This window comes from Flavobacterium sp. N2820 (assembly GCF_025947285.1).
Taxonomy (GTDB): Bacteria; Bacteroidota; Bacteroidia; order Flavobacteriales; family Flavobacteriaceae; genus Flavobacterium.
The window spans coordinates 458,845-477,912 of record NZ_CP110008.1; the positions used below are offsets into that span (position 1 = coordinate 458,845).

At 32.7% G+C, this 19,068-nt stretch carries 18 protein-coding genes; 16 read left to right on the forward strand and 2 right to left on the reverse strand.

Annotated elements, in window-relative coordinates:
* Nucleotides 1-17 precede the first annotated feature (17 nt).
* Nucleotides 18-494, reverse strand: a complete 477-nt coding sequence (locus tag OLM52_RS02170) for a hypothetical protein (protein ID WP_264549511.1) — start codon at nt 492-494, stop codon at nt 18-20.
* Nucleotides 495-650: 156 nt separating this feature from the next.
* On the opposite strand from OLM52_RS02170, the gene OLM52_RS02175 reads away from it, so the two are divergent.
* The 12 genes from OLM52_RS02175 (at nt 651) to proC (ending at nt 13,243) form a co-directional block, all read left to right on the forward strand.
* A complete protein-coding gene (locus OLM52_RS02175) occupies nt 651-1,421 on the forward strand; it encodes an OmpA family protein (RefSeq protein WP_264549512.1) in 771 nt (256 codons plus the stop codon).
* A 56-nt stretch (nt 1,422-1,477) separates the two neighbouring features.
* Entirely contained in the window at nt 1,478-2,293 is an 816-nt protein-coding gene (locus OLM52_RS02180) for an OmpA family protein (RefSeq protein WP_264549513.1), read from the forward strand.
* An 11-nt stretch (nt 2,294-2,304) separates the two neighbouring features.
* The gene (locus OLM52_RS02185; protein WP_264549514.1) at nt 2,305-2,748 is read left to right on the forward strand and encodes a hypothetical protein; all 444 of its coding nucleotides are present in this window, start codon (nt 2,305-2,307) and stop codon (nt 2,746-2,748) included.
* Between the two features lie 75 nt (nt 2,749-2,823).
* On the forward strand, nt 2,824-4,002 hold the full coding sequence (locus OLM52_RS02190) for an AIR synthase related protein (RefSeq protein WP_264549515.1): 1,179 nt from the start codon (nt 2,824-2,826) through the stop codon (nt 4,000-4,002).
* A gap of 72 nt (nt 4,003-4,074) precedes the next feature.
* Nucleotides 4,075-5,607 (forward strand): glutamine-hydrolyzing GMP synthase, encoded by a 1,533-nt coding sequence (guaA, locus tag OLM52_RS02195; RefSeq protein ID WP_264549516.1) that lies wholly within the window; start codon nt 4,075-4,077, stop codon nt 5,605-5,607.
* Nucleotides 5,608-5,706: 99 nt separating this feature from the next.
* The gene (locus OLM52_RS02200; RefSeq protein ID WP_264549517.1) at nt 5,707-7,605 is read left to right on the forward strand and encodes a LysM peptidoglycan-binding domain-containing protein; all 1,899 of its coding nucleotides are present in this window, start codon (nt 5,707-5,709) and stop codon (nt 7,603-7,605) included.
* On the forward strand, nt 7,605-8,009 hold the full coding sequence (locus tag OLM52_RS02205; protein ID WP_264549518.1) for an OsmC family protein: 405 nt from the start codon (nt 7,605-7,607) through the stop codon (nt 8,007-8,009). The genes OLM52_RS02200 and OLM52_RS02205 overlap by 1 nt, the downstream gene beginning before the upstream one ends.
* A gap of 12 nt (nt 8,010-8,021) precedes the next feature.
* Entirely contained in the window at nt 8,022-8,438 is a 417-nt protein-coding gene (locus tag OLM52_RS02210; protein WP_264549519.1) for a hypothetical protein, read from the forward strand.
* A 40-nt stretch (nt 8,439-8,478) separates the two neighbouring features.
* Nucleotides 8,479-8,709, forward strand: coding sequence for a DUF3820 family protein (locus tag OLM52_RS02215; protein ID WP_133607617.1), 231 nt, complete (start codon nt 8,479-8,481; stop codon nt 8,707-8,709).
* A gap of 128 nt (nt 8,710-8,837) precedes the next feature.
* A complete protein-coding gene (locus tag OLM52_RS02220; RefSeq protein WP_264549520.1) occupies nt 8,838-10,451 on the forward strand; it encodes a CTP synthase in 1,614 nt (537 codons plus the stop codon).
* A 40-nt stretch (nt 10,452-10,491) separates the two neighbouring features.
* Entirely contained in the window at nt 10,492-12,384 is a 1,893-nt protein-coding gene (yidC, locus tag OLM52_RS02225; protein ID WP_264549521.1) for a membrane protein insertase YidC, read from the forward strand.
* A 58-nt stretch (nt 12,385-12,442) separates the two neighbouring features.
* Complete coding sequence (gene proC, locus OLM52_RS02230) at nt 12,443-13,243, forward strand: pyrroline-5-carboxylate reductase (protein ID WP_264549522.1); 801 nt, start codon at nt 12,443-12,445, stop codon at nt 13,241-13,243.
* A gap of 56 nt (nt 13,244-13,299) precedes the next feature.
* Here the strand turns inward: proC and OLM52_RS02235 are convergent, their stop codons facing one another.
* Nucleotides 13,300-14,250: a fasciclin domain-containing protein gene (locus OLM52_RS02235; RefSeq protein WP_264549523.1), complete on the reverse strand. Its 951-nt coding sequence runs from the start codon at nt 14,248-14,250 to the stop codon at nt 13,300-13,302.
* Between the two features lie 226 nt (nt 14,251-14,476).
* Between OLM52_RS02235 and OLM52_RS02240 the strand changes: the two genes are divergently transcribed.
* Genes OLM52_RS02240 through OLM52_RS02255 form a run of 4 tightly spaced genes read left to right on the forward strand, consistent with a single transcriptional unit; the run spans nt 14,477 to nt 18,999 of the window.
* Nucleotides 14,477-15,199 carry a toxin-antitoxin system YwqK family antitoxin gene (locus OLM52_RS02240; protein ID WP_264549524.1) on the forward strand — a complete coding sequence of 241 codons (723 nt, stop codon included), beginning with the start codon at nt 14,477-14,479 and terminating at the stop codon, nt 15,197-15,199.
* 2 nt (nt 15,200-15,201) lie between these two features.
* Entirely contained in the window at nt 15,202-16,389 is a 1,188-nt protein-coding gene (gene mnmA / locus OLM52_RS02245; RefSeq protein WP_264549525.1) for a tRNA 2-thiouridine(34) synthase MnmA, read from the forward strand.
* Nucleotides 16,390-16,443: 54 nt separating this feature from the next.
* Nucleotides 16,444-18,054, forward strand: a complete 1,611-nt coding sequence (locus OLM52_RS02250; RefSeq protein WP_264549526.1) for a S8 family serine peptidase — start codon at nt 16,444-16,446, stop codon at nt 18,052-18,054.
* Nucleotides 18,055-18,999, forward strand: coding sequence for an NAD(P)H-dependent flavin oxidoreductase (locus OLM52_RS02255; protein WP_264549527.1), 945 nt, complete (start codon nt 18,055-18,057; stop codon nt 18,997-18,999).
* The last annotated feature ends 69 nt before the right edge of the window (nt 19,000-19,068 follow it).

Genomic DNA, 19,068 nt, shown 5'->3' on the forward strand with positions numbered 1-19,068 from the left:
AATCCGCGCTATCGGGTTTATTGGCCTTTTACTAATTCAATAATTTGATATTTTATTTCTGGCTGTTTCGGAAGTTTTTTTTCAGTAATACTTATAACTCTATATCGACTTACAAGTTTTTTATTATGATACTTATCTAAGTATAAATTATCATCTTCTTTCTCAATTTTTATTGAATAATAATCTTTCTCAGTTGTTACTTTTCCACTTCCTGGCTCTTTGCAAACTTGAATTTCTTCTTCTCTTATTTTATTTTTTTTATAAAAATTCCATTGAATGAATTCACAACAGCTTTTTGATTGATAAAAGTAATTCATGTTACTATAAAGCTTAATTGAATCTGTTGAGTTGGAATTACAAATAGTCCAAACTTTAGAATCATATCCGTGTTCTATTTTTAATAATTTTTTTAAGTTTTTTTTAGAAATGTCATTTTGAGCATAACAACTTAAAACTGTAACAATTGACAATGTAATTATAAAAATATACTTCATTTTGAAATTTTATGTTTATCGGGGTGGATTCGAAACTTGCTACTAACTTGTTTATATGCGCTAAAAAGTAGCGTATTTCAAAAATATAAAAAAAGTTTACAACAACTATAACTATCTACTAAAAATCACTATTTTCGGTTATCTAAAACCTACCTAATGAAAAAAATACTTTTTCTGTTTTTATTTATGAGTTCCATTTCTTTTGGGCAAAACAAGTTTACGGTATATTTTGATACGGATGCTGACCAATTAAAATTAAATGAATTGACTCGTTTTGATGATTTTTTTAGAAATAAAAAGGTTAAATTTACTAAACTCATAGGGTATTGCGATTATCGTGCGTCTAATGAATACAATGATACTTTGGCATTGAACAGAGCAAATTTCGTTTCAAATATTATCGAAAAAGTTACCAATCAAAAGCAAATCGAAATCGAAAGTAAAGGTGAAAATTTCGAACAAAATTCCGATTTAGCTTTAAACCGTAAAGTTGAAATTTATTACGAAGAAATTCCTGTAAAAGTTGTAGAGGAAGTAGCGTCAAATGATTTATTAAATCAGGTTTCAAATGCTAAAGTGGGTGATAAACTCATTTTAAAAAACCTTTATTTTTATGATCGTTCCGGAATTCTTAGACCAGAATCTAAACCCGTTATGGAAGAATTATTAGCGATAATGCACGCCAATCCAAAACTAAAAATCGAAATTCAAGGACATATTTGCTGTCAATTAGGAACTGATGTTGAAAATACCGCAAAAGTGAGAGCGTTAACGGTTTATAATTATCTCATCAACAAAGGAATTGCAGTAAATAGATTGAGTTTTAAAAGTTTTGGAAGTACAAAACCAATTCATAAAATTCCAGAAAAAACAGAAGAAGAACGCAATGAAAACCGCAGAGTAGAAATTCAAATTATTGAAAATTAATTTTGGCATACTTTTGTATGTAGTATATTTGTTGTTACTTCGTAAAAAGTAAAAAAATGAAATTTGTATTTTCAATAGTATTTTTCTGGTTCGGCTATTTTGCCTTTTCGCAAGAACAAGTTACGTTCTATTTTGATACTGATAAATTTGAACTCAACAAAACCGAATTGGCAAAATTGCAACAGTGGATTGCTGAAAATAAAACCTCAAAAATTTTATCCATCACAGGTTCTACAGACGAAGTTGGAACTTCAGGGTACAACGATACTTTGTCACAAAAACGGGTGAGTTATATTTTTAATCACGTGAATGGTAAAATCAACATCAGACCCGATTTTAAAAGTATTTCTTTGGGTGAAAAAGGAGCAACTTCAATAAATAAAGCAGAAAATCGAAAAGCGATAATTCACTATTTACTTGAAAAAGATTTAGAGAAAGAAGATGAAATTTTAGGGATAAAAGAAGCAGTCGAAGTAATAATTCCAGAAAATGCATCGTTAGAAGAAAAAGTAAAGTTGTCTAAAGTAGGCGCGAAAATTGTTTTGAAGAATATTAATTTTTACCAAAATACGTTTGCAACCGTTCCAGAATCACAAGGGGCCATGTATGATTTGTTATATGTGATGCAAAATAATCCCAATTTAAAAATCGAAATTCAAGGTCATATTTGTTGCATAGCTAAAGATTATCGAAATCTATCTACCGATAGAGCAAAACAAATTAAACGTTTTTTAGTGTATAGTGGCATTCCTCAGCATCGCATTCAAACTAAAGGCTTTGGTGTTTCGCAACCTATTTATCCAATTCCAGAAGCTAGTGAAGAACAAGCTGCAGCGAATAGAAGAGTTGAGATTCAAATTTTAAGTAAATAAATTCAATACCAATGAAAAAATATATTCCGTTTTTACTGTTAACCCTTACGCTATTAATTTCAAGTTGCGACAAATGTAATGAAGGAGATAATGCTACTCCAGCCTCAATTTTTATAGAGGTTATTGATGAAACAACGTTAGAAAATGTTTTTGCAAATGCAACCTTTACAGCAGCTAATATTTCAGTTAAAGATTTAGATGATGAGCCAATTCCTTTTAATTTTATTTCCAATACGAATTTAATACAGTTGTTTCCAAATACTGAAAATCCGATTGGTAACACCTTTATCATAACGCTAAATAACGAAACTACTTCTACAATTGAAGAAATTACCATTACGCACGATGTTGCTGAGAACAAAGAGGAATGTTACACCACCTATACAATAGAAAATGTGCAAGCGCCAAATAATCCTTCTGAAGTAGTGAATGCAATTTATGTTGTAAAAATTTAACAATTTCTAAATTCAAACTTCTAAATTCTAAATTTTAAAACTATCTTTGCGCCACAACTACAACACACAACATTCATGAGTTCTGATACGAGCAAACGCTACAATTTAAGAGGAGTTTCGGCTTCCAAAGAAGATGTGCACCAAGCTATCAAAAACATCGACAAAGGCTTATTTCCACAAGCATTTTGTAAAATCATTCCTGATTATTTAACCAACGACGACCAATATTGCATTATTATGCATGCTGATGGCGCAGGAACAAAATCTTCCTTAGCCTATATGTATTGGAAAGAAACAGGCGATATTTCAGTTTGGAAAGGAATTGCTCAAGATGCATTAATCATGAATATTGATGATTTATTATGTGTCGGAGCAACCGATAACATTCTACTTTCATCCACTATCGGAAGAAATAAAAATTTAATTCCAGGCGAAGTAATTTCTGCGATTATCAACGGAACAGAAGAATTAATTTCGGATTTAAAAAATCACGGAGTTACCATACATTCAACTGGTGGAGAAACCGCTGATGTAGGCGATTTAGTGCGAACAATTATTGTTGATTCAACCGTAACGGCTCGTATGAAACGCGCTGATGTAATTGATAACGCCAATATCCAAGCGGGTGATGTTATTGTAGGATTGGCTTCTTTTGGGCAAGCAACTTACGAAAAGGAATATAATGGAGGAATGGGAAGCAATGGCTTAACTTCGGCACGTCATGATGTTTTTTCAAAATATTTGGCTGAAAAATATCCAGAAAGTTTTGATGCTTCGGTTCCAAATGAATTAGTCTATTCAGGTCAAACCAAATTAACTGATGCAGTTGACAATAGTCCAATAAACGCTGGAAAATTAGTACTTTCTCCAACGAGAACGTATGCGCCAGTTATCAAAAAGATTTTATCAAAATACAATTCAAATCAAATTCACGGAATGGTGCACTGTAGCGGAGGAGCACAAACAAAAGTGCTTCACTTTGTAGAAAACGTTCACGTGATTAAAGATAATTTATTTCCAGTACCACCATTGTTCCAATTAATTCAAGAACAATCAAAAACCGATTGGAAAGAAATGTACCAAGTATTCAACTGTGGTCACCGCATGGAAATATATGTTCCTGCAGCAGTAGCACAAGACATCATCGAAATTTCAAAATCATTCCACATCGATGCACAAATCGTTGGTAGAGTCGAGAAATCAAATAATAAGAAATTAACAATTACATCCGAATACGGAACATTTGAATATTAATCTGTAGAGACAAGTCATGACTTGTCTTTCTGTTTTTAATGAAATTAAAATTTACAACACAACAACAATAAAATGCAACACAACGTATTAATTTTAGATTTCGGTTCGCAATACACCCAATTAATTGCCCGAAGAGTAAGAGAATTAAACATTTTCTGCGAGATTTTTCCATTCGATAAAATTCCAGCAGATTTATCAACATATAAAGCCGTTATTTTAGGCGGAAGCCCTTGTTCAGTTCGTTCAGAAGAGGCACTTCACCCTGATTTATCTCAAATTAGAGGAAAATTACCAGTTTTAGCAGTTTGTTACGGAGCGCAATATTTAGCCCATTTTTCAGGTGGAGAAGTGGCGGCTTCTAACACAAGAGAATACGGAAGAGCCAATCTTTCGTACATCAAAGAAAATGAAGTGTTTTTAGAAGGTGTTTCTGAAAATAGTCAGGTTTGGATGAGTCATTCGGATTCAATCAAGCAATTGCCAACAAACGGAGTTAAAATTGCGAGTACAAAAGACGTAGAAAACGCAGCTTATAAAATTGAAGGCGAAACGACTTATGCTATTCAATTTCATCCAGAAGTATATCATTCAACAGATGGAAAACAAATGTTGGAAAACTTTTTAGTAAAAATTGCACAAGTGCCTCAAACTTTTACGCCAAATGCTTTCGTAGAGGAAGTAGTTGCAGAAATGAAAGCTAAAATCGGAAACGATAAAGTAGTTTTAGGACTTTCTGGTGGTGTAGATTCAACTGTAGCAGCGGTTTTATTGAACAAAGCAATTGGAGAAAACCTATATTGTATTTTCGTAAATAATGGATTATTACGTAAAAACGAATTCCAAAATGTGCTAAATCAGTACCAAGGAATGGGCTTAAATGTAAAAGGAGTAGATGCTTCGGCACGCTTTTTGGATGCCTTAGCGGGGTTAGATGATCCAGAAGCAAAACGTAAAGCTATTGGAAAAGCGTTTATTGAAGTTTTTGATGATGAAGCACACCAGTTAACCGATGTTAAATGGTTAGGTCAAGGTACGATTTATCCAGATGTTATTGAATCTGTTTCAGCAACAGGTGGACCATCAGCAACAATTAAATCGCATCATAATGTAGGTGGATTACCAGATTTCATGAAATTACAAGTGGTTGAACCTTTACGAATGTTATTCAAAGACGAAGTGCGTAGAGTGGGTAGGTCATTAGGAATTGATGATGAATTATTAGGTCGTCATCCGTTTCCAGGACCGGGATTGGCGATTCGTATTTTAGGGGATATTACGCCAGAAAAAGTAGCTATTTTGCAAGAAGTAGACGCCGTTTTCATCAACGGATTAAAAGAACACGGATTATACGATAAGGTTTGGCAAGCAGGAGCAATTTTATTGCCTGTAAATAGTGTAGGAGTAATGGGAGACGAGCGCACGTATGAAAAAGTAGTGGCATTGCGCGCTGTAGAATCAACCGATGGAATGACCGCAGATTGGGTACATTTGCCATATGAGTTTTTAATGAAAATTTCTAACGAAATCATAAACAATGTTAGAGGTGTAAATAGAGTGGTGTATGATATCAGCTCAAAACCACCTGCTACTATTGAGTGGGAATAGTTAAGTTAATAACAATATAATGGCAATTACAAGTTTCAATTTAGATTTTTAGTACATTTGAATTGGATTTTGAAATTGCCATTTTTTATATTTTATACCATGAAGAACGTATTTTTTATTTACATTTTTTTGTTCACATTTGCCGTTGAAGCTCAAATTAAGCACAACGTTGCAAAAGGAGAAACTGTATATCAAATTGCTAAAAAATATCAAGTAACGCCTTTTGATATTTACCGGTTAAATCCGGATGCAAAAAATGGAGTACAAGAAAATACGACTTTGTTAATTCCAAAAGCAGGTTCAAACACCTCAGGGATTACCCATAAAGTTGCGCCAAAAGAAACACTTTTTGGTATTGCAAAAAAATACAATGTGTCTGTTTCTGATATTGAAAAATGGAATAAAGATACCTTGCAAGAAGGATTGAAAATAGGTCAAGAAATTTATGTTTCAAAGCCTTCTGTTTCAAGCAAACCCAACATTCAAAAGGAAATCAAACCTGAAGTTAAAACTTTAGATGTTGTTAAAGAAGAAAAAGTAAAAACTACAATTTCAACTTTTTCACACACGGTTGTTGCACAAGAAACCAAATATGGAATTGCTACAAAATACGGACTTTCAGTTGAGGAATTAGAAAAATTAAACCCGCAAATTGCAGAAGGATTAAAAGTGGGCGAAATCTTAAAAATTAAAACTACACAAGAAAAGAAAGTCACCATTGTAGGAAAAGGACAATACGAAGTGCAACCCAAAGAAACACTATTTAGTTTATCCAAAAAACTCAATATTTCTCAAGAAGATTTATTGGATTTGAATCCTGAATTGAAAAATGGTTTAAAAGAAGGAATGGTTTTAAATGTGCCTTCTAGAAAAATGGCAAGAGATACTGTTTTTTCTGCAAAACCAAAAGTTGATTTATTGCAAACGATTGATAAAAACGAACAAAAAGAATTGGTTTTATTCCTTCCGTTTAGTATGGATAAAATTGAAAATGATTCATTAAAATCAAAAACAGAACATCTAAAAACAAATAAATTTTTAAACTTAACGTTAGATTTTTATGCTGGAGCTTTAAAAGCAGTTGATTCTGCTAAAGTATTAGGATTGCCAGTAAATGTTAAAATTTATGATGTTGAAAGTTCAAAATATACCTCAAACATCGCTTCAATTATTGCAAAAAATGATTTTTCTAATGTAGATGCGGTTATTGGTCCGTTCCAAAGTTCTCATGTTGAAAGTGCTGCACAATTACTATCAAAATATAATATTCCAGTAATTTCGCCACTTTCAAAAGAAAAAGGTTTGGCTTTGCCTAATTTATATTATGCGATTCCTTCAGAAGAAAAATTAAAAGCTAATTTATTTGCTTATTTCAAACAAAAAGAAGGAAATGTAGTGGCAATTATTAGTACAAAGAAAAATACATCGAGAGATTATTTAACGGCAAATTATCCAGAAGCTAAGCATGCTATTTTTAACGATAAAGGCGCTTTGGATATGGTTCATTTTAAAGCGCAATTGGTTAAAGGTAAACCAAATTTTGTGATTTTAGAAATAGAAAAATCTGGAACAATTCTGAGTATTACCAATACTTTAAAGAACTTGCAAAAGGAATATGACATTCAATTGGTGGTTTTTGAAGTGTATGATGCGCTTAATTTTGAGGAAATTCCGATTAAGAATTTAACCGCTTTAAAAATGATGTATCCATCGGTAAGTAAAGTTATTGAAACACCTGAAGAATTCATTTTTGCGGCAGCATTTAAAAAAGACAATAACATTGCTCCCAACGCAGCAGCTGTAAAAGGTTTTGACATTACTTTTGATACCATTTTACGCATTTGTCAAGAAGAAGGATTTGTAAATTCGGTTTCAAAATACAAAACGGAATATGTTGGAAATAGTTTTGACTATTCGAATGAAAACGGCGCAAATAATAATAATGGTTGTTATTTATTATATTATGACAACGATTTAACAATTAAAAAAGCACAATAATGGCAACTTCAAAAGTGACTTATTTAGGTGATTTACGCACCTCTTCTATACATTTACAATCGGGTTCAGAAATTATTTCTGATGCACCTTTAGACAATAACGGAAAAGGGGCTGCATTTTCTCCAACCGACACTGTTGCTAACGGATTGGCAAGTTGCATGTTTACCGTTATGGGAATCAAAGCGCGTGATTTAGACGTAGATTTTTCAGGTTCTACCGCAGAAGTAACCAAAATCATGGGAACCGAACCAAGAAGAATTACAGAAATTCAAGTAACCTTCCATTTCTCTATCAATCCAGACGAAAAAACAAAAACAATTTTAGAAAGAACCGCAATGACTTGCCCTGTTTTCTATAGTTTGCATCCAGATATTAAGAAAGAGATTGTTTTTAATTGGAAGTAAGTACTTCAATTTATGAAAAAAATAATTTTAGTAAGTTTTATTTTTACTTTTTTAATAAGTTGTGAAATTAATTCTAATTTTGAAAAAGCTAGTATTGAGAATTTATTCAAAGAATTAAAGAAAAATAGTGAGTTCGAAAGTGAATTATCAGAAAAAATATTAGTTGAATTTCTATATAAAGTTGATATTTCAGATTTGAAAAACGGAAAGTCAATAGAAAAAGAATTTCTGTTTGAAGATATTAAATGTAATTGTAAAGATAAATTATCAATTTCCTACAATAAAGAAAATCAAAGATTTGAGTTGAATATTTATGAAGAATTCTTTGAAGAAGATTTGGATTGGTGTCCAGAATCATCTTATTTGTTTTCTTTTAAATTTGAAAACAATAAAATTTCTGATGTTAAATTTTTACATTTAGCGGGTTAAAAAACAAAATGATTCCCTTTTCTTCTATCCTCTAAAAAAAATGACCAACCAAGAACTCCTTGTAAAACTCGCACACACTAAAATGCCATTTGGCAAATACGAAGGCTATTACTTAATCGACCTTCCAGAGTATTATGTGGTTTGGTATGCCAATAAAGGTTTTCCAAAAGGGCAATTAGGTGAACAATTGAAGTTGGTTCACGAACTCAAGTTAAACGGCTTAGAAGAATTAGTACGAAACATCCGTAGAAACTTTCCAAAACAAAAATAAATTGTTTACAATTTAATTACAAAATTGATACATCGACTAATTGGCACATTGACTAATTAGTGTTATCTTTGCACGATTTTATTATAGATAAAAGATTTTTATCGCAACAACAACACAACAACAATACAATGAACCAAACTAAGTACATTTTTGTTACCGGAGGTGTGACTTCTTCTTTAGGAAAAGGAATCATCGCAGCTTCGTTAGCCAAATTATTGCAAGCCAGAGGATACCGAACGACCATTCAAAAGTTTGATCCCTACATCAATGTGGATCCAGGAACATTAAATCCTTACGAACATGGAGAATGTTATGTAACAGACGATGGAGCAGAAACGGATTTAGATTTAGGTCACTACGAGCGTTTTTTAAACGTTCCTACTTCGCAAGCGAATAATGTAACTACAGGAAGAGTCTATCTTTCTGTTATTGAAAAAGAGCGCAGAGGAGAATTTTTAGGAAAAACGGTTCAAGTGGTGCCTCATATCACAAATGAAATCAAGGAACGCATGCAGTTGCTTGGAAAATCGGGTGATTTTGATATTGTAATTACAGAGATTGGTGGAACAGTTGGTGATATTGAATCATTACCTTATATCGAGTCAGTGCGTCAATTGATTTGGGAATTAGGTGAAAATAACGGAATCGTAATTCATTTAACGTTGGTGCCTTATTTGGCTGCTGCCGGAGAATTAAAAACGAAACCAACACAACATTCGGTGAAAACCTTAATGGAAAGCGGTATCAAAGCGGATATTTTAGTGTGCAGAACTGAACATGAAATTTCGCAAGATTTACGTCAGAAATTAGCGTTATTTTGTAATGTGAAAAAAGAAGCGGTAATTCAATCTATCGATGCGTCTACTATTTATGAAGTTCCTAATTTAATGTTGGAAGAAGGATTGGATAAAGTAGCCTTGAAAAAATTAGATTTACCTGAAAAAAATACACCAGATTTAAACAACTGGAACGAGTTCTTATTTAGATTGAAAAATCCGAAGCACGAAGTAAATATCGGTTTAGTAGGGAAATATGTGGAATTGCAAGATTCTTACAAGTCGATTTTAGAAGCGTTTATTCATGCAGGAGCGGCAAATGAGACCAAAGTGAATGTTATTTCTATTCATTCTGAATATTTAGATGCCAATTCGGCAGATAGTCAGTTGAAAGATTTAGATGGTATACTTGTTGCACCAGGTTTTGGCGGTCGCGGAATTGAAGGTAAAATCGACACTGTTCGTTATGCCAGAGAAAATAATATTCCGTTTTTTGGAATTTGTTTGGGAATGCAAATGGCTGTAATTGAATATTCGCGCAATGTTTTAGGTTATGCTGATGCCAATTCAACCGAAATGAATGAAAATACAACGCATCCCGTTATTAATTTAATGGAAGAGCAAAAAAATATTGAAAACAAAGGAGGAACTATGCGTTTAGGTGCATGGAAATGTAGCATAAAAGAAAATACGTTGGCACAAAAAATCTATGGTAAAACTGAGATTATGGAGCGTCATCGTCACCGTTACGAATTCAATGGTGCGTATTTAAACGAATTAGAAAAAACAGGATTAGTAGCTTCTGGAGTAAATCCAGATACGAAGTTGGTAGAAATTGTTGAAATTCCTACACATCCTTTCTTTATCGGCGTTCAATACCATCCTGAATATAAAAGTACTGTCGCTAATCCGCACCCACTTTTTGTGAGTTTTGTAGCAGCAGCTGTACAACATAAAACTAAATAATTGGTTCACTTAAAACGGAACACTGAACACTAATAAATAGATGGAAGAAAAAAAATTAGACCTTAATTCGATTATCGGATTTGTATTAATTTCTGGAATTTTGATTTGGATGCTTTGGTCAAATGCTCCAACACCAGAAGAATTAAAGGAAAAAGAGAAAAAAGAGCAAGTTGAAAAACAAGCCAAAGAAGTTAAAAATGTAACTTCAACGGTTGCGGCAACTCCAGTAGCAGATTCTACTAATAATGCCGCAGCACAAGCACAATTAGGTTCGTTTGGATATTCTGCAACTCTTCCGTCAGCTACAGATGCAGTTACCGAAATCAAAAATGAAGTTTTAGCACTTAAAATTTCTAATAAAGGAGGTTATATCACTGAAGCTACTGTTTTAGGATTTGATCAATTTGAGAAAAATTCTAAAAAAGCGGTTCAAATTATCAAAGATAAAAATGCTTCTTTAGACATCGCATTAAATACAACAGATAACAGAACGTTGCACACAAAAGACATGTATTTTGAACCTAAGTTAACTACTGAAGGTAAAAATCAAGTCTTAACCCTACAGTTAAAAGCGGGTCCAGATCAGTTTTTAGAATATCGTTATGTGTTAAAACCTAACGAATATATGTTAGATTTTGCTATCCGTTCGCAAGGTTTAGAAAAAGTTGTGAATACGGCTAAACCATTAGATTTAGAATGGCAATTAAAATCATACAGAAACGAGAAAAGTATTTCGTATGAAAATCGTTATACGGAGTTGGTTTTCGAATATGAAGACGGTAAAGATGATTATTTAAACGCAGCAAAAGATTCTGAAGATGATGCAAATGATGTTTCTTATATTGCTTTCAAACAACATTTATTTACCTCTATTTTATTAACCGATACGAAGTTTAAAACAGCAAAATTCAAATCAGATAATTTAGTAGATGATGAAGAAATTGATACTGTTTTTACAAAAAATTTCACAGCACAAGTTCCTTTAGAATTTAAAAATGGTGCTTTGAATTATAACATGAATTGGTATTATGGTCCTTCAGATTATACTATCTTAAATGATTATAACAAAAATCTTGACGAAATTATGCCATTAGGTTGGGGAATTTTTGGATGGATTAACCGTTATATTTTTATCCCAGTTTTCGGATTTATTTCAGCGTTAGGTGTTGGTTACGGAATTGCAATTGTTTTATTTACGATTTTAGTGCGTATAGTAATGTCGCCAGTAACTTATAAATCATACTTGTCACAAGCAAAAATGAAAGTGTTACGTCCTGAAATCACAGAATTGAATGAAAAATTCAAGGACAATCCGATGAAGAAGCAACAAGAAACTATGAAGTTGTATTCTAAAGCTGGCGTAAATCCTATGGCAGGATGCTTACCAGCATTGATGCAAATGCCAATTTTCTATGCGTTGTTTCAGTTCTTCCCGTCGATGTTTGATTTAAGACAAAAATCTTTCCTTTGGGCAGATGATTTATCTTCATTTGACGCGATTTATTATTTTCCAAATGGTTTTAGTATTCCTTTTTATGGAAATCACGTGAGTTTATTCCCAATATTGGCTTCTGTAGCAATTTTCTTTTACATGAAAATGACAACGGGTGACCAAGCGATGAGCACGCCACCACAAGAAGGTATGCCAGATATGGGTAAAATCATGAAAATTATGATTTATATTTCGCCTGTAATGATGTTATTTTTCTTTAACAATTATGCGTCAGGATTGAGTTTGTATTACTTCATTTCTAACTTAATTACCATTGGAATTATGTTGGTGATTAAAAATTACATTGTGAAAGAAGATAAGATTCACGCTCAAATTCAAGAGAATAAAACTAAAGAGAAAAAGGAAAGTAAATTCCAAAGAAAAATGCGCGAAATGATGGAGCAAGCAGAAGCTCAAAAAGCCGCACAAAAGAAAAAATAAATTTTATCTTAATACAAACCCTGTCTGCACCGACAGGGTTTCTTTTTTTATAATAGTAATGAAAATAGCGATTATCGGATTTGGTAATATGGGACAAACCTATGCCAATAGTTTTATGAGTTCGGGATTTGTAGGAGTTTCAGATATTTTAATTTTGAATAAAACCAAAATTGAAGAAAAGAATAGTTTTGGAATTGATATTGCGAATTTTTATACCGAACCAAATCCTCTAATTTTTGAATCTGACATTTTGATTTTGGCTGTAAAACCACAAGATTTCAAACAATTAGCTTCTGAAATAAAAGCGTTTTTAAATCCAGAGCATGTGGTGTTGTCAGTCATGGCTGGAATTTCAATTGAAATGATGCAAAAAGCATTAAACGTCACTAAAATTGTGCGTTCAATGCCAAACATACCAACACAAATAGGTGAGGGAATGACTGTTTTTTGTGCATCAAATTCAGTTGACAGAAAAGAACTTTTTATTGTTCAAAATTTAATCAATACCACTGGAAAATCGATTTATATTGAAAAAGAAGTAATGCTTAATGCTGCAACAGCGGTTTCAGGAAGCGGACCAGCTTATGTGTTTTATTTCATGAAAGCAATGATTCAAAGCGCAATTCAATTAGGTTTTTCACCATCAGAAGCTGAGTTTTTGGTTAGCCAAACATTTTCAGGTGCTGTTCAATTGCAAAATAGAAGTAAGTTATCTAATGAAGATTGGATCCAGCGCGTTGCTTCAAAAGGAGGAACAACGGAAGCGGCATTATCAATTTTTAAATCTTTTGAAATGACAGAAATTGTGGTTAAAGCTATCGAATCTGCAAATAAAAGAGCTTTTGAATTAGGAAAATAAAAAACGCCTACTATTATGTAGGCGTTTTTATCATAGCAATTTTATATAAACAAACCTTAATTTAAATTTGGTAATATAATATTATCTAAAACATGAATTACACCATTTGAAGCTTGAACGTCAACAGCAACAATATTTGTTTGTCTCATAGCTTCATCAGTAATTACAGTACCAGATACGGTAAATGTTCCAGTTTCATAAGTTGTTATAGGACCTGTTGGAATAGCATTCGACAACACGTTAGCTCCAGCAACAACATGGTAACTTAAAACTGCAGTTAATTGCGCTGATGTTAAACTTGCTAAAGTTCCTGGGTTTTCGGTTTCAAATGTTGTAAAAGCTGTATTTGATGGGGCAAAAACGGTAAAAGGAGAACCAGCACTACCAGATAATATACCTACAAAATCAGGTTGACCAGCGCTAGTTAAAGCGCCTACTAAACTTGAGAAATTTGGATTAGCTGTTGCGTGTGTAACTACAGTTGGTAGTCCAATAACAGCATTAACAATATGAACCACTCCATTAGATGCAACAACATCAGCTGTACTAACACTTGAAACACCATTTAAGCGAACACCAGAAGCTGTATTTACAAACATGCTCAATGTATTTGTTGATGAAGCACTTCCTTTGGCAAGCGTTTTGATATACCCTGTAGAAAGACCTGTTGATAAATTAGTTCCATTAACAACATGATTCAATAGGATTTCTTTTAAAGCAGCAGTTGGTACGGCATCAAGATTAGCAAAACCATTTGCGGATAAAAATGCGGTAAAAGCAGCATTTGTAGGAGCAAATACAGTGTAAGGACCACTCTGATCGAGCGTTTCAACTAAATCGGTTCTTTCAAGCGCATCTACAAGAATTGATAAATCGGGTGTTCTTGAAGCAATTGCAGCAATTGAATTATTTTCGTTAGTTGTTCCGTCATCATCAGAACATGAAAACATAATAGTAGAAGTTACTACTATTAAACTTAATTTGATTAATTTTGCAAAGTTTTTCATAGGGAATTTGTTTTTTTTGTTTAACCAAAATTAAAAAAGATTAAACAAATAAAAAAATGTTAGAACGTGTTTTGCAGTATATTTAACGCATATTTATTTTTTGTTTAATATTTAAAAAAAACAAACTATTGATTTTGTTAAGTATTTGATAATTAGTGAATAATAAAAATTAAACAATATATAAAATGAAACAAATTGTTGTCCTTTTTTTGATTTTAAATTCTTTTTGGGTTTTTGTCAAGACAAAATCAATCAGTTAGATGAACAAGGAAATCGCCATGGATTGTGGAAAGGAATGCACAAAGAATCAAACCGCCCAAGATATGAAGGTACTTTTAATCACGGCAAAGAAACGGGTGTTTTTAAATATTTTGACGATACTAAAGCTGGAACTGTAATTGCTACCCGAGATTTTTCAAAAGGTGATGGTTCTTGTTATGTTATTTTTTATGATCAAAAAGGAAATAAAGTAAGTGAAGGAAAGTTGGTTGATAAAATTTCGGATGGAACCTGGAAATACTATCATTTCCAATCAACACAATTAATGACTATTGAATTTTATAAAGAGGGAAAATTAGAAGGAAATAGAAAAGTTTTTTATAAAGATGGAACAGTAGCTGAAGACACTAATTACAAAGCTGGTATTAAAGAAGGAATTGCTAAAACCTATTCTGATAAAGGAAAATTAATTGATGAGCATATTTATAAAAATGGACAATATAATGGATTAGCTTCTTATTATGATGGCAACGGAAATAAAATGTATGAAGGAAATTATGATAATGGAAAACGCGTTGGAAATTGGAAATTTTTTGAAAATAACAAAGTTATTAAAGAAGTTAAAGCTATTAAATTCAGTAAAGAACTAATCAAATACGAACAACGCTATACTGAAAAAGTTTCGAAAACATTTGAGCAAGTAAAAAAAGAACAAGAGAAAGGAAAATAATTATGAAGAGAGTTGTTGTTGGGCTTTCAGGTGGGGTAGACTCTAGTGTTGCAGCTTATTTATTAAAAGAACAAGGCTACGAAGTAATTGGTCTTTTTATGAAAAATTGGCACGATGATTCAGTTACCATTTCAAACGAATGTCCTTGGTTAGAAGATAGTAATGATGCGCTTTTAGTTGCTGAAAAATTAGGTATTCCTTTTCAAACAGTAGATTTATCAGAACAATACAAAGAAAAAATTGTCGATTATATGTTCAACGAATACGAAAAGGGAAGAACACCAAATCCCGACGTATTGTGTAACAGAGAAATCAAGTTTGATGTTTTTATGAAAATTGCGCTTTCGCTAGGTGCAGATTATGTAGCAACTGGACACTATTGTCGTAAAGGAACCATTGAAAAAGACGGAAAAGAATTTTTTCAATTATTAGCAGGAAAAGACGATAACAAAGATCAATCGTATTTTTTATGTCAATTATCACAAGAACAATTGGCAAAAGCTTTATTTCCAATTGGCGAATTAACAAAACCTGAAGTTCGTGAAATTGCTATAAAATTAGATTTAATCACAGCCGAAAAAAAAGATTCTCAAGGACTTTGTTTCATCGGAAAAGTGCGTTTACCTGAATTCTTACAACAAAAATTGCAACCAAAAGAAGGAATTATTGTTGAAATTCCTTCAGAAGCAACAATATTTACTCAAGAAAAGCCACAATTCGATTCAGAAGAAGAAGCTTTTGCTTTTGAAGCCAAACGAATTGATTATTTAAAAGTGCCAGGAAAAGTGGTTGGAAAGCACCAAGGAGCTCACTATTTTACAAAAGGACAACGAAAAGGGTTAAATGTTGGTGGCACAAAAGAGCCATTATTTATTATTGAAACTGATGTAGATAAAAATATTATTTATACCGGCCAAGGTAATAATCATCCAGGATTATTCAAAAAAGCATTGTTCATTGCAAACGAAGAGATTCACTGGATTCGTAAAGATTTAGCCTTAAAAGTGGGTGAAAAAATGGATGTCATGGCTAGAATTCGCTATCGTCAACCCTTACAAAAAGCAACTTTACACCAGTTTGAAGACGGAATGTATGTTGTGTTTGAAAAACCGCAATCTGCCATTACAGAAGGACAATTTGTGGCATGGCATCATAACGATGAAATTTTAGGAAGTGGAGTTATTGCTTAAAAAAGTTGTAATATCTTCATTAAAAATGATTATTTTTGATAAAATTCTTAAGCTATGAAGAAAACGTTACTTTTACTATTGCTTGCTTTTAATCTTGGGTTTTCTCAAGAAGATGCTTGGGTTTATTTTACCGACAAACCTGATGCGGCTACTTTTTTAGCCAATCCATTGACCATGTTAACGCAACGTTCTTTGGACAGAAGAACTGCACAAGGAATTGCTTTAAACAATACCGATGTGCCAATTGCTCAAATCTATATTGATCAAGTAACTGCTTCAACAGGAATTACAGTTATGGCAAAATCAAAATGGCTGAATGCGCTTCACGTAAGAGGAACACAAACAGACATACAAGCATTAACAAATTTGTCTTTCGTGAGTTCAATTGAATTTGCAAATCAGGCATTAAATACTAAAATTGGACAACCCAAAGCTTCAGATTTTTCTGCAATAAATAAAAATATGAATGTTGAAGTTACTTTCAATTACGGAACTTCAGCAAATCAGATTCAAATGTTAAACGGACATTTGTTGCACCAACAAGATTTTACAGGAGCTGGGAAAATCATAGCCGTTTTAGATTCTGGTTTTCAAAATGTAAATGTTGCCGCACCTTTTCAACGATTATTTACCAACAATTTGATTTTAGGCGGATACAATTACGTGAATCAAAGCACAAACGTTTATGCTTTACACAATCACGGAACTATGGTGCTTTCTTGTATGGGAGGTTATGTAGATGGACAATTAGTAGGAACAGCTCCTGATGCTCAATATTATTTATTTGTTACAGAAGATGTTGCAGCTGAAAATCCAGTTGAAGAAAGCTATTGGGTAGAAGCAGCCGAAGAAGCAGATAGGTTAGGAGTAGATGTAATTACTTCCTCTTTAGGGTATTTTGGTTACGATAATCCAAATTATAGTCACACTTATAGTCAAATGACAGGAAACCAAGCTTTTGCTTCAAGAGGTGCAAATATTGCATTTTCTAAAGGAATTGTTGTAATTGCAAGCGCAGGAAACTCTGGAGCAACAGCAGATCCATACGTTGGTGTTCCAGCAGAAGCTACAAATGTATTAGCGATTGGAGCTGTTAGAAATGATGAAGTTTACGCAACATTTAGTTCTATAGGACCTTCTTTTGATGGACGAGTAAAACCTGATGTCATGGCTCAAGGGCAAGCGTCAGTTGTATCAAACACAAGCGGAACAATTGTTACTGCAAATGGGACATCATTTTCTGGTCCAATTATGGCTGGAATGATTACAAGTTTTTGGTCAGCAGTTCCTAATTTAACAGCAGCTGATGTTGTGCAATTTGTAAAAGAATCTTCAGATAGATTTACATTGCCTACAAATCAATATGGTTATGGAATTCCTGATTTTCAATTGGCTTTAACGAACGCATTAAGTTCAGAATCATTTGAAAACGAAGTGTTTTTAATTTATCCAAATCCAGTAAATAACTCAATTTTTGTCAAGGTACCTGATCAAGCTGTGAATTCAGTTTTACATTTATATAATAATTTAGGACAAAAAGTTCAAGAATTTAAAATTACAGGAACAATTCAAAAAATAAATGTTGAAAATTTAGCTTCTGGAATGTATTTCTATGAACTTTCAACTCAAAATAAAACGCTTCAAGGAAAATTATTGAAATTATAAATGAATAAAATCACGCAACTTTTCAACATAAAATACCCAATTATTCAAGGTGGAATGATTTGGAATAGTGGATATAAATTAGCAAGTGCAGTAAGTAATGCTGGCGGTTTAGGTTTAATAGGAGCAGGATCAATGTATCCAGAAGTCTTAAGAGAACACATTCAAAAATGTAAAAAAGCTACTGATAAACCTTTCGGAGTTAATGTACCAATGTTGTATCCAAACATTGAAGAAATCATGCAAATTCTGAAAGAAGAAGGCGTAAAAATTGTTTTTACTTCGGCAGGAAATCCAAAAACTTGGACCCCTTTTTTAAAAGAAAATGGCATAACTGTTGTACATGTAGTAAGCAGTTCAAAGTTTGCCTTAAAAGCACAAGAAGCGGGTGTTGATGCTGTTGTTGCTGAAGGTTTTGAAGCGGGAGGACACAATGGAAGAGAAGAAACTACTACATTGACACTAATTCCTATGGTACGTGAGCAAATTTCAATTCCGTTAATAGCAGCTGGTGGAATTGCAACGGGCAGAGGAATGCTTGCAGCCATGACATTAGGTGCAGATGGCGTTCAAATGGGAAGTCGTTTTGCTGCTTCAACTGAAAGTTCTGCGCATGATGAATTTAAAAGAACAATCGTTGAAACGGGTGAAGGTGATACACAATTGACTTTGAAAGAGTTAGCTCCTGTTCGATTGATTAAAAATAAATTTTACAACGATGTTCAGGAACTTTATGCAAAATGCCCATCAAAAGAAGATTTGGTTGAATTATTAGGAAAAAGAAGAGCAAAACGAGGTATGTTTGAAGGGGATTTAATCGAAGGCGAATTAGAAATAGGTCAAATTGCAGGTTTAATTCACGATATTTTGCCTGTTGAAACTATTGTTGATAATATAATGACCGAATTTATCGTTGCTAAAAATGAGGTGACTACCTTTGAATTTTAAAATATTAATCAAATGAATTTTTTTAAATACGTATTATTTTTTCTTTTTTTAACTTCATATTCGAGTTTT

Bases quoted from the DNA above. Each gene is read 5' to 3' on its own strand.
- proC (WP_264549522.1), top strand. From the start codon at position 12,443: ATGAAAATAGCGATTATCGGATTTGGTAATATGGGACAAACCTATGCC.
- OLM52_RS02250 (WP_264549526.1), top strand. From the start codon at position 16,444: ATGAAGAAAACGTTACTTTTACTATTGCTTGCTTTTAATCTTGGGTTT.
- OLM52_RS02200 (WP_264549517.1), top strand. From the start codon at position 5,707: ATGAAGAACGTATTTTTTATTTACATTTTTTTGTTCACATTTGCCGTT.
- OLM52_RS02180 (WP_264549513.1), top strand. From the start codon at position 1,478: ATGAAATTTGTATTTTCAATAGTATTTTTCTGGTTCGGCTATTTTGCC.
- OLM52_RS02210 (WP_264549519.1), top strand. From the start codon at position 8,022: ATGAAAAAAATAATTTTAGTAAGTTTTATTTTTACTTTTTTAATAAGT.
- OLM52_RS02235 (WP_264549523.1), bottom strand. From the start codon at position 14,250: ATGAAAAACTTTGCAAAATTAATCAAATTAAGTTTAATAGTAGTAACT.
- OLM52_RS02185 (WP_264549514.1), top strand. From the start codon at position 2,305: ATGAAAAAATATATTCCGTTTTTACTGTTAACCCTTACGCTATTAATT.
- OLM52_RS02220 (WP_264549520.1), top strand. From the start codon at position 8,838: ATGAACCAAACTAAGTACATTTTTGTTACCGGAGGTGTGACTTCTTCT.
- OLM52_RS02255 (WP_264549527.1), top strand. From the start codon at position 18,055: ATGAATAAAATCACGCAACTTTTCAACATAAAATACCCAATTATTCAA.
- OLM52_RS02215 (WP_133607617.1), top strand. From the start codon at position 8,479: ATGACCAACCAAGAACTCCTTGTAAAACTCGCACACACTAAAATGCCA.
- OLM52_RS02205 (WP_264549518.1), top strand. From the start codon at position 7,605: ATGGCAACTTCAAAAGTGACTTATTTAGGTGATTTACGCACCTCTTCT.
- mnmA (WP_264549525.1), top strand. From the start codon at position 15,202: ATGAAGAGAGTTGTTGTTGGGCTTTCAGGTGGGGTAGACTCTAGTGTT.
- OLM52_RS02190 (WP_264549515.1), top strand. From the start codon at position 2,824: ATGAGTTCTGATACGAGCAAACGCTACAATTTAAGAGGAGTTTCGGCT.
- OLM52_RS02170 (WP_264549511.1), bottom strand. From the start codon at position 494: ATGAAGTATATTTTTATAATTACATTGTCAATTGTTACAGTTTTAAGT.
- OLM52_RS02175 (WP_264549512.1), top strand. From the start codon at position 651: ATGAAAAAAATACTTTTTCTGTTTTTATTTATGAGTTCCATTTCTTTT.
- guaA (WP_264549516.1), top strand. From the start codon at position 4,075: ATGCAACACAACGTATTAATTTTAGATTTCGGTTCGCAATACACCCAA.
- yidC (WP_264549521.1), top strand. From the start codon at position 10,492: ATGGAAGAAAAAAAATTAGACCTTAATTCGATTATCGGATTTGTATTA.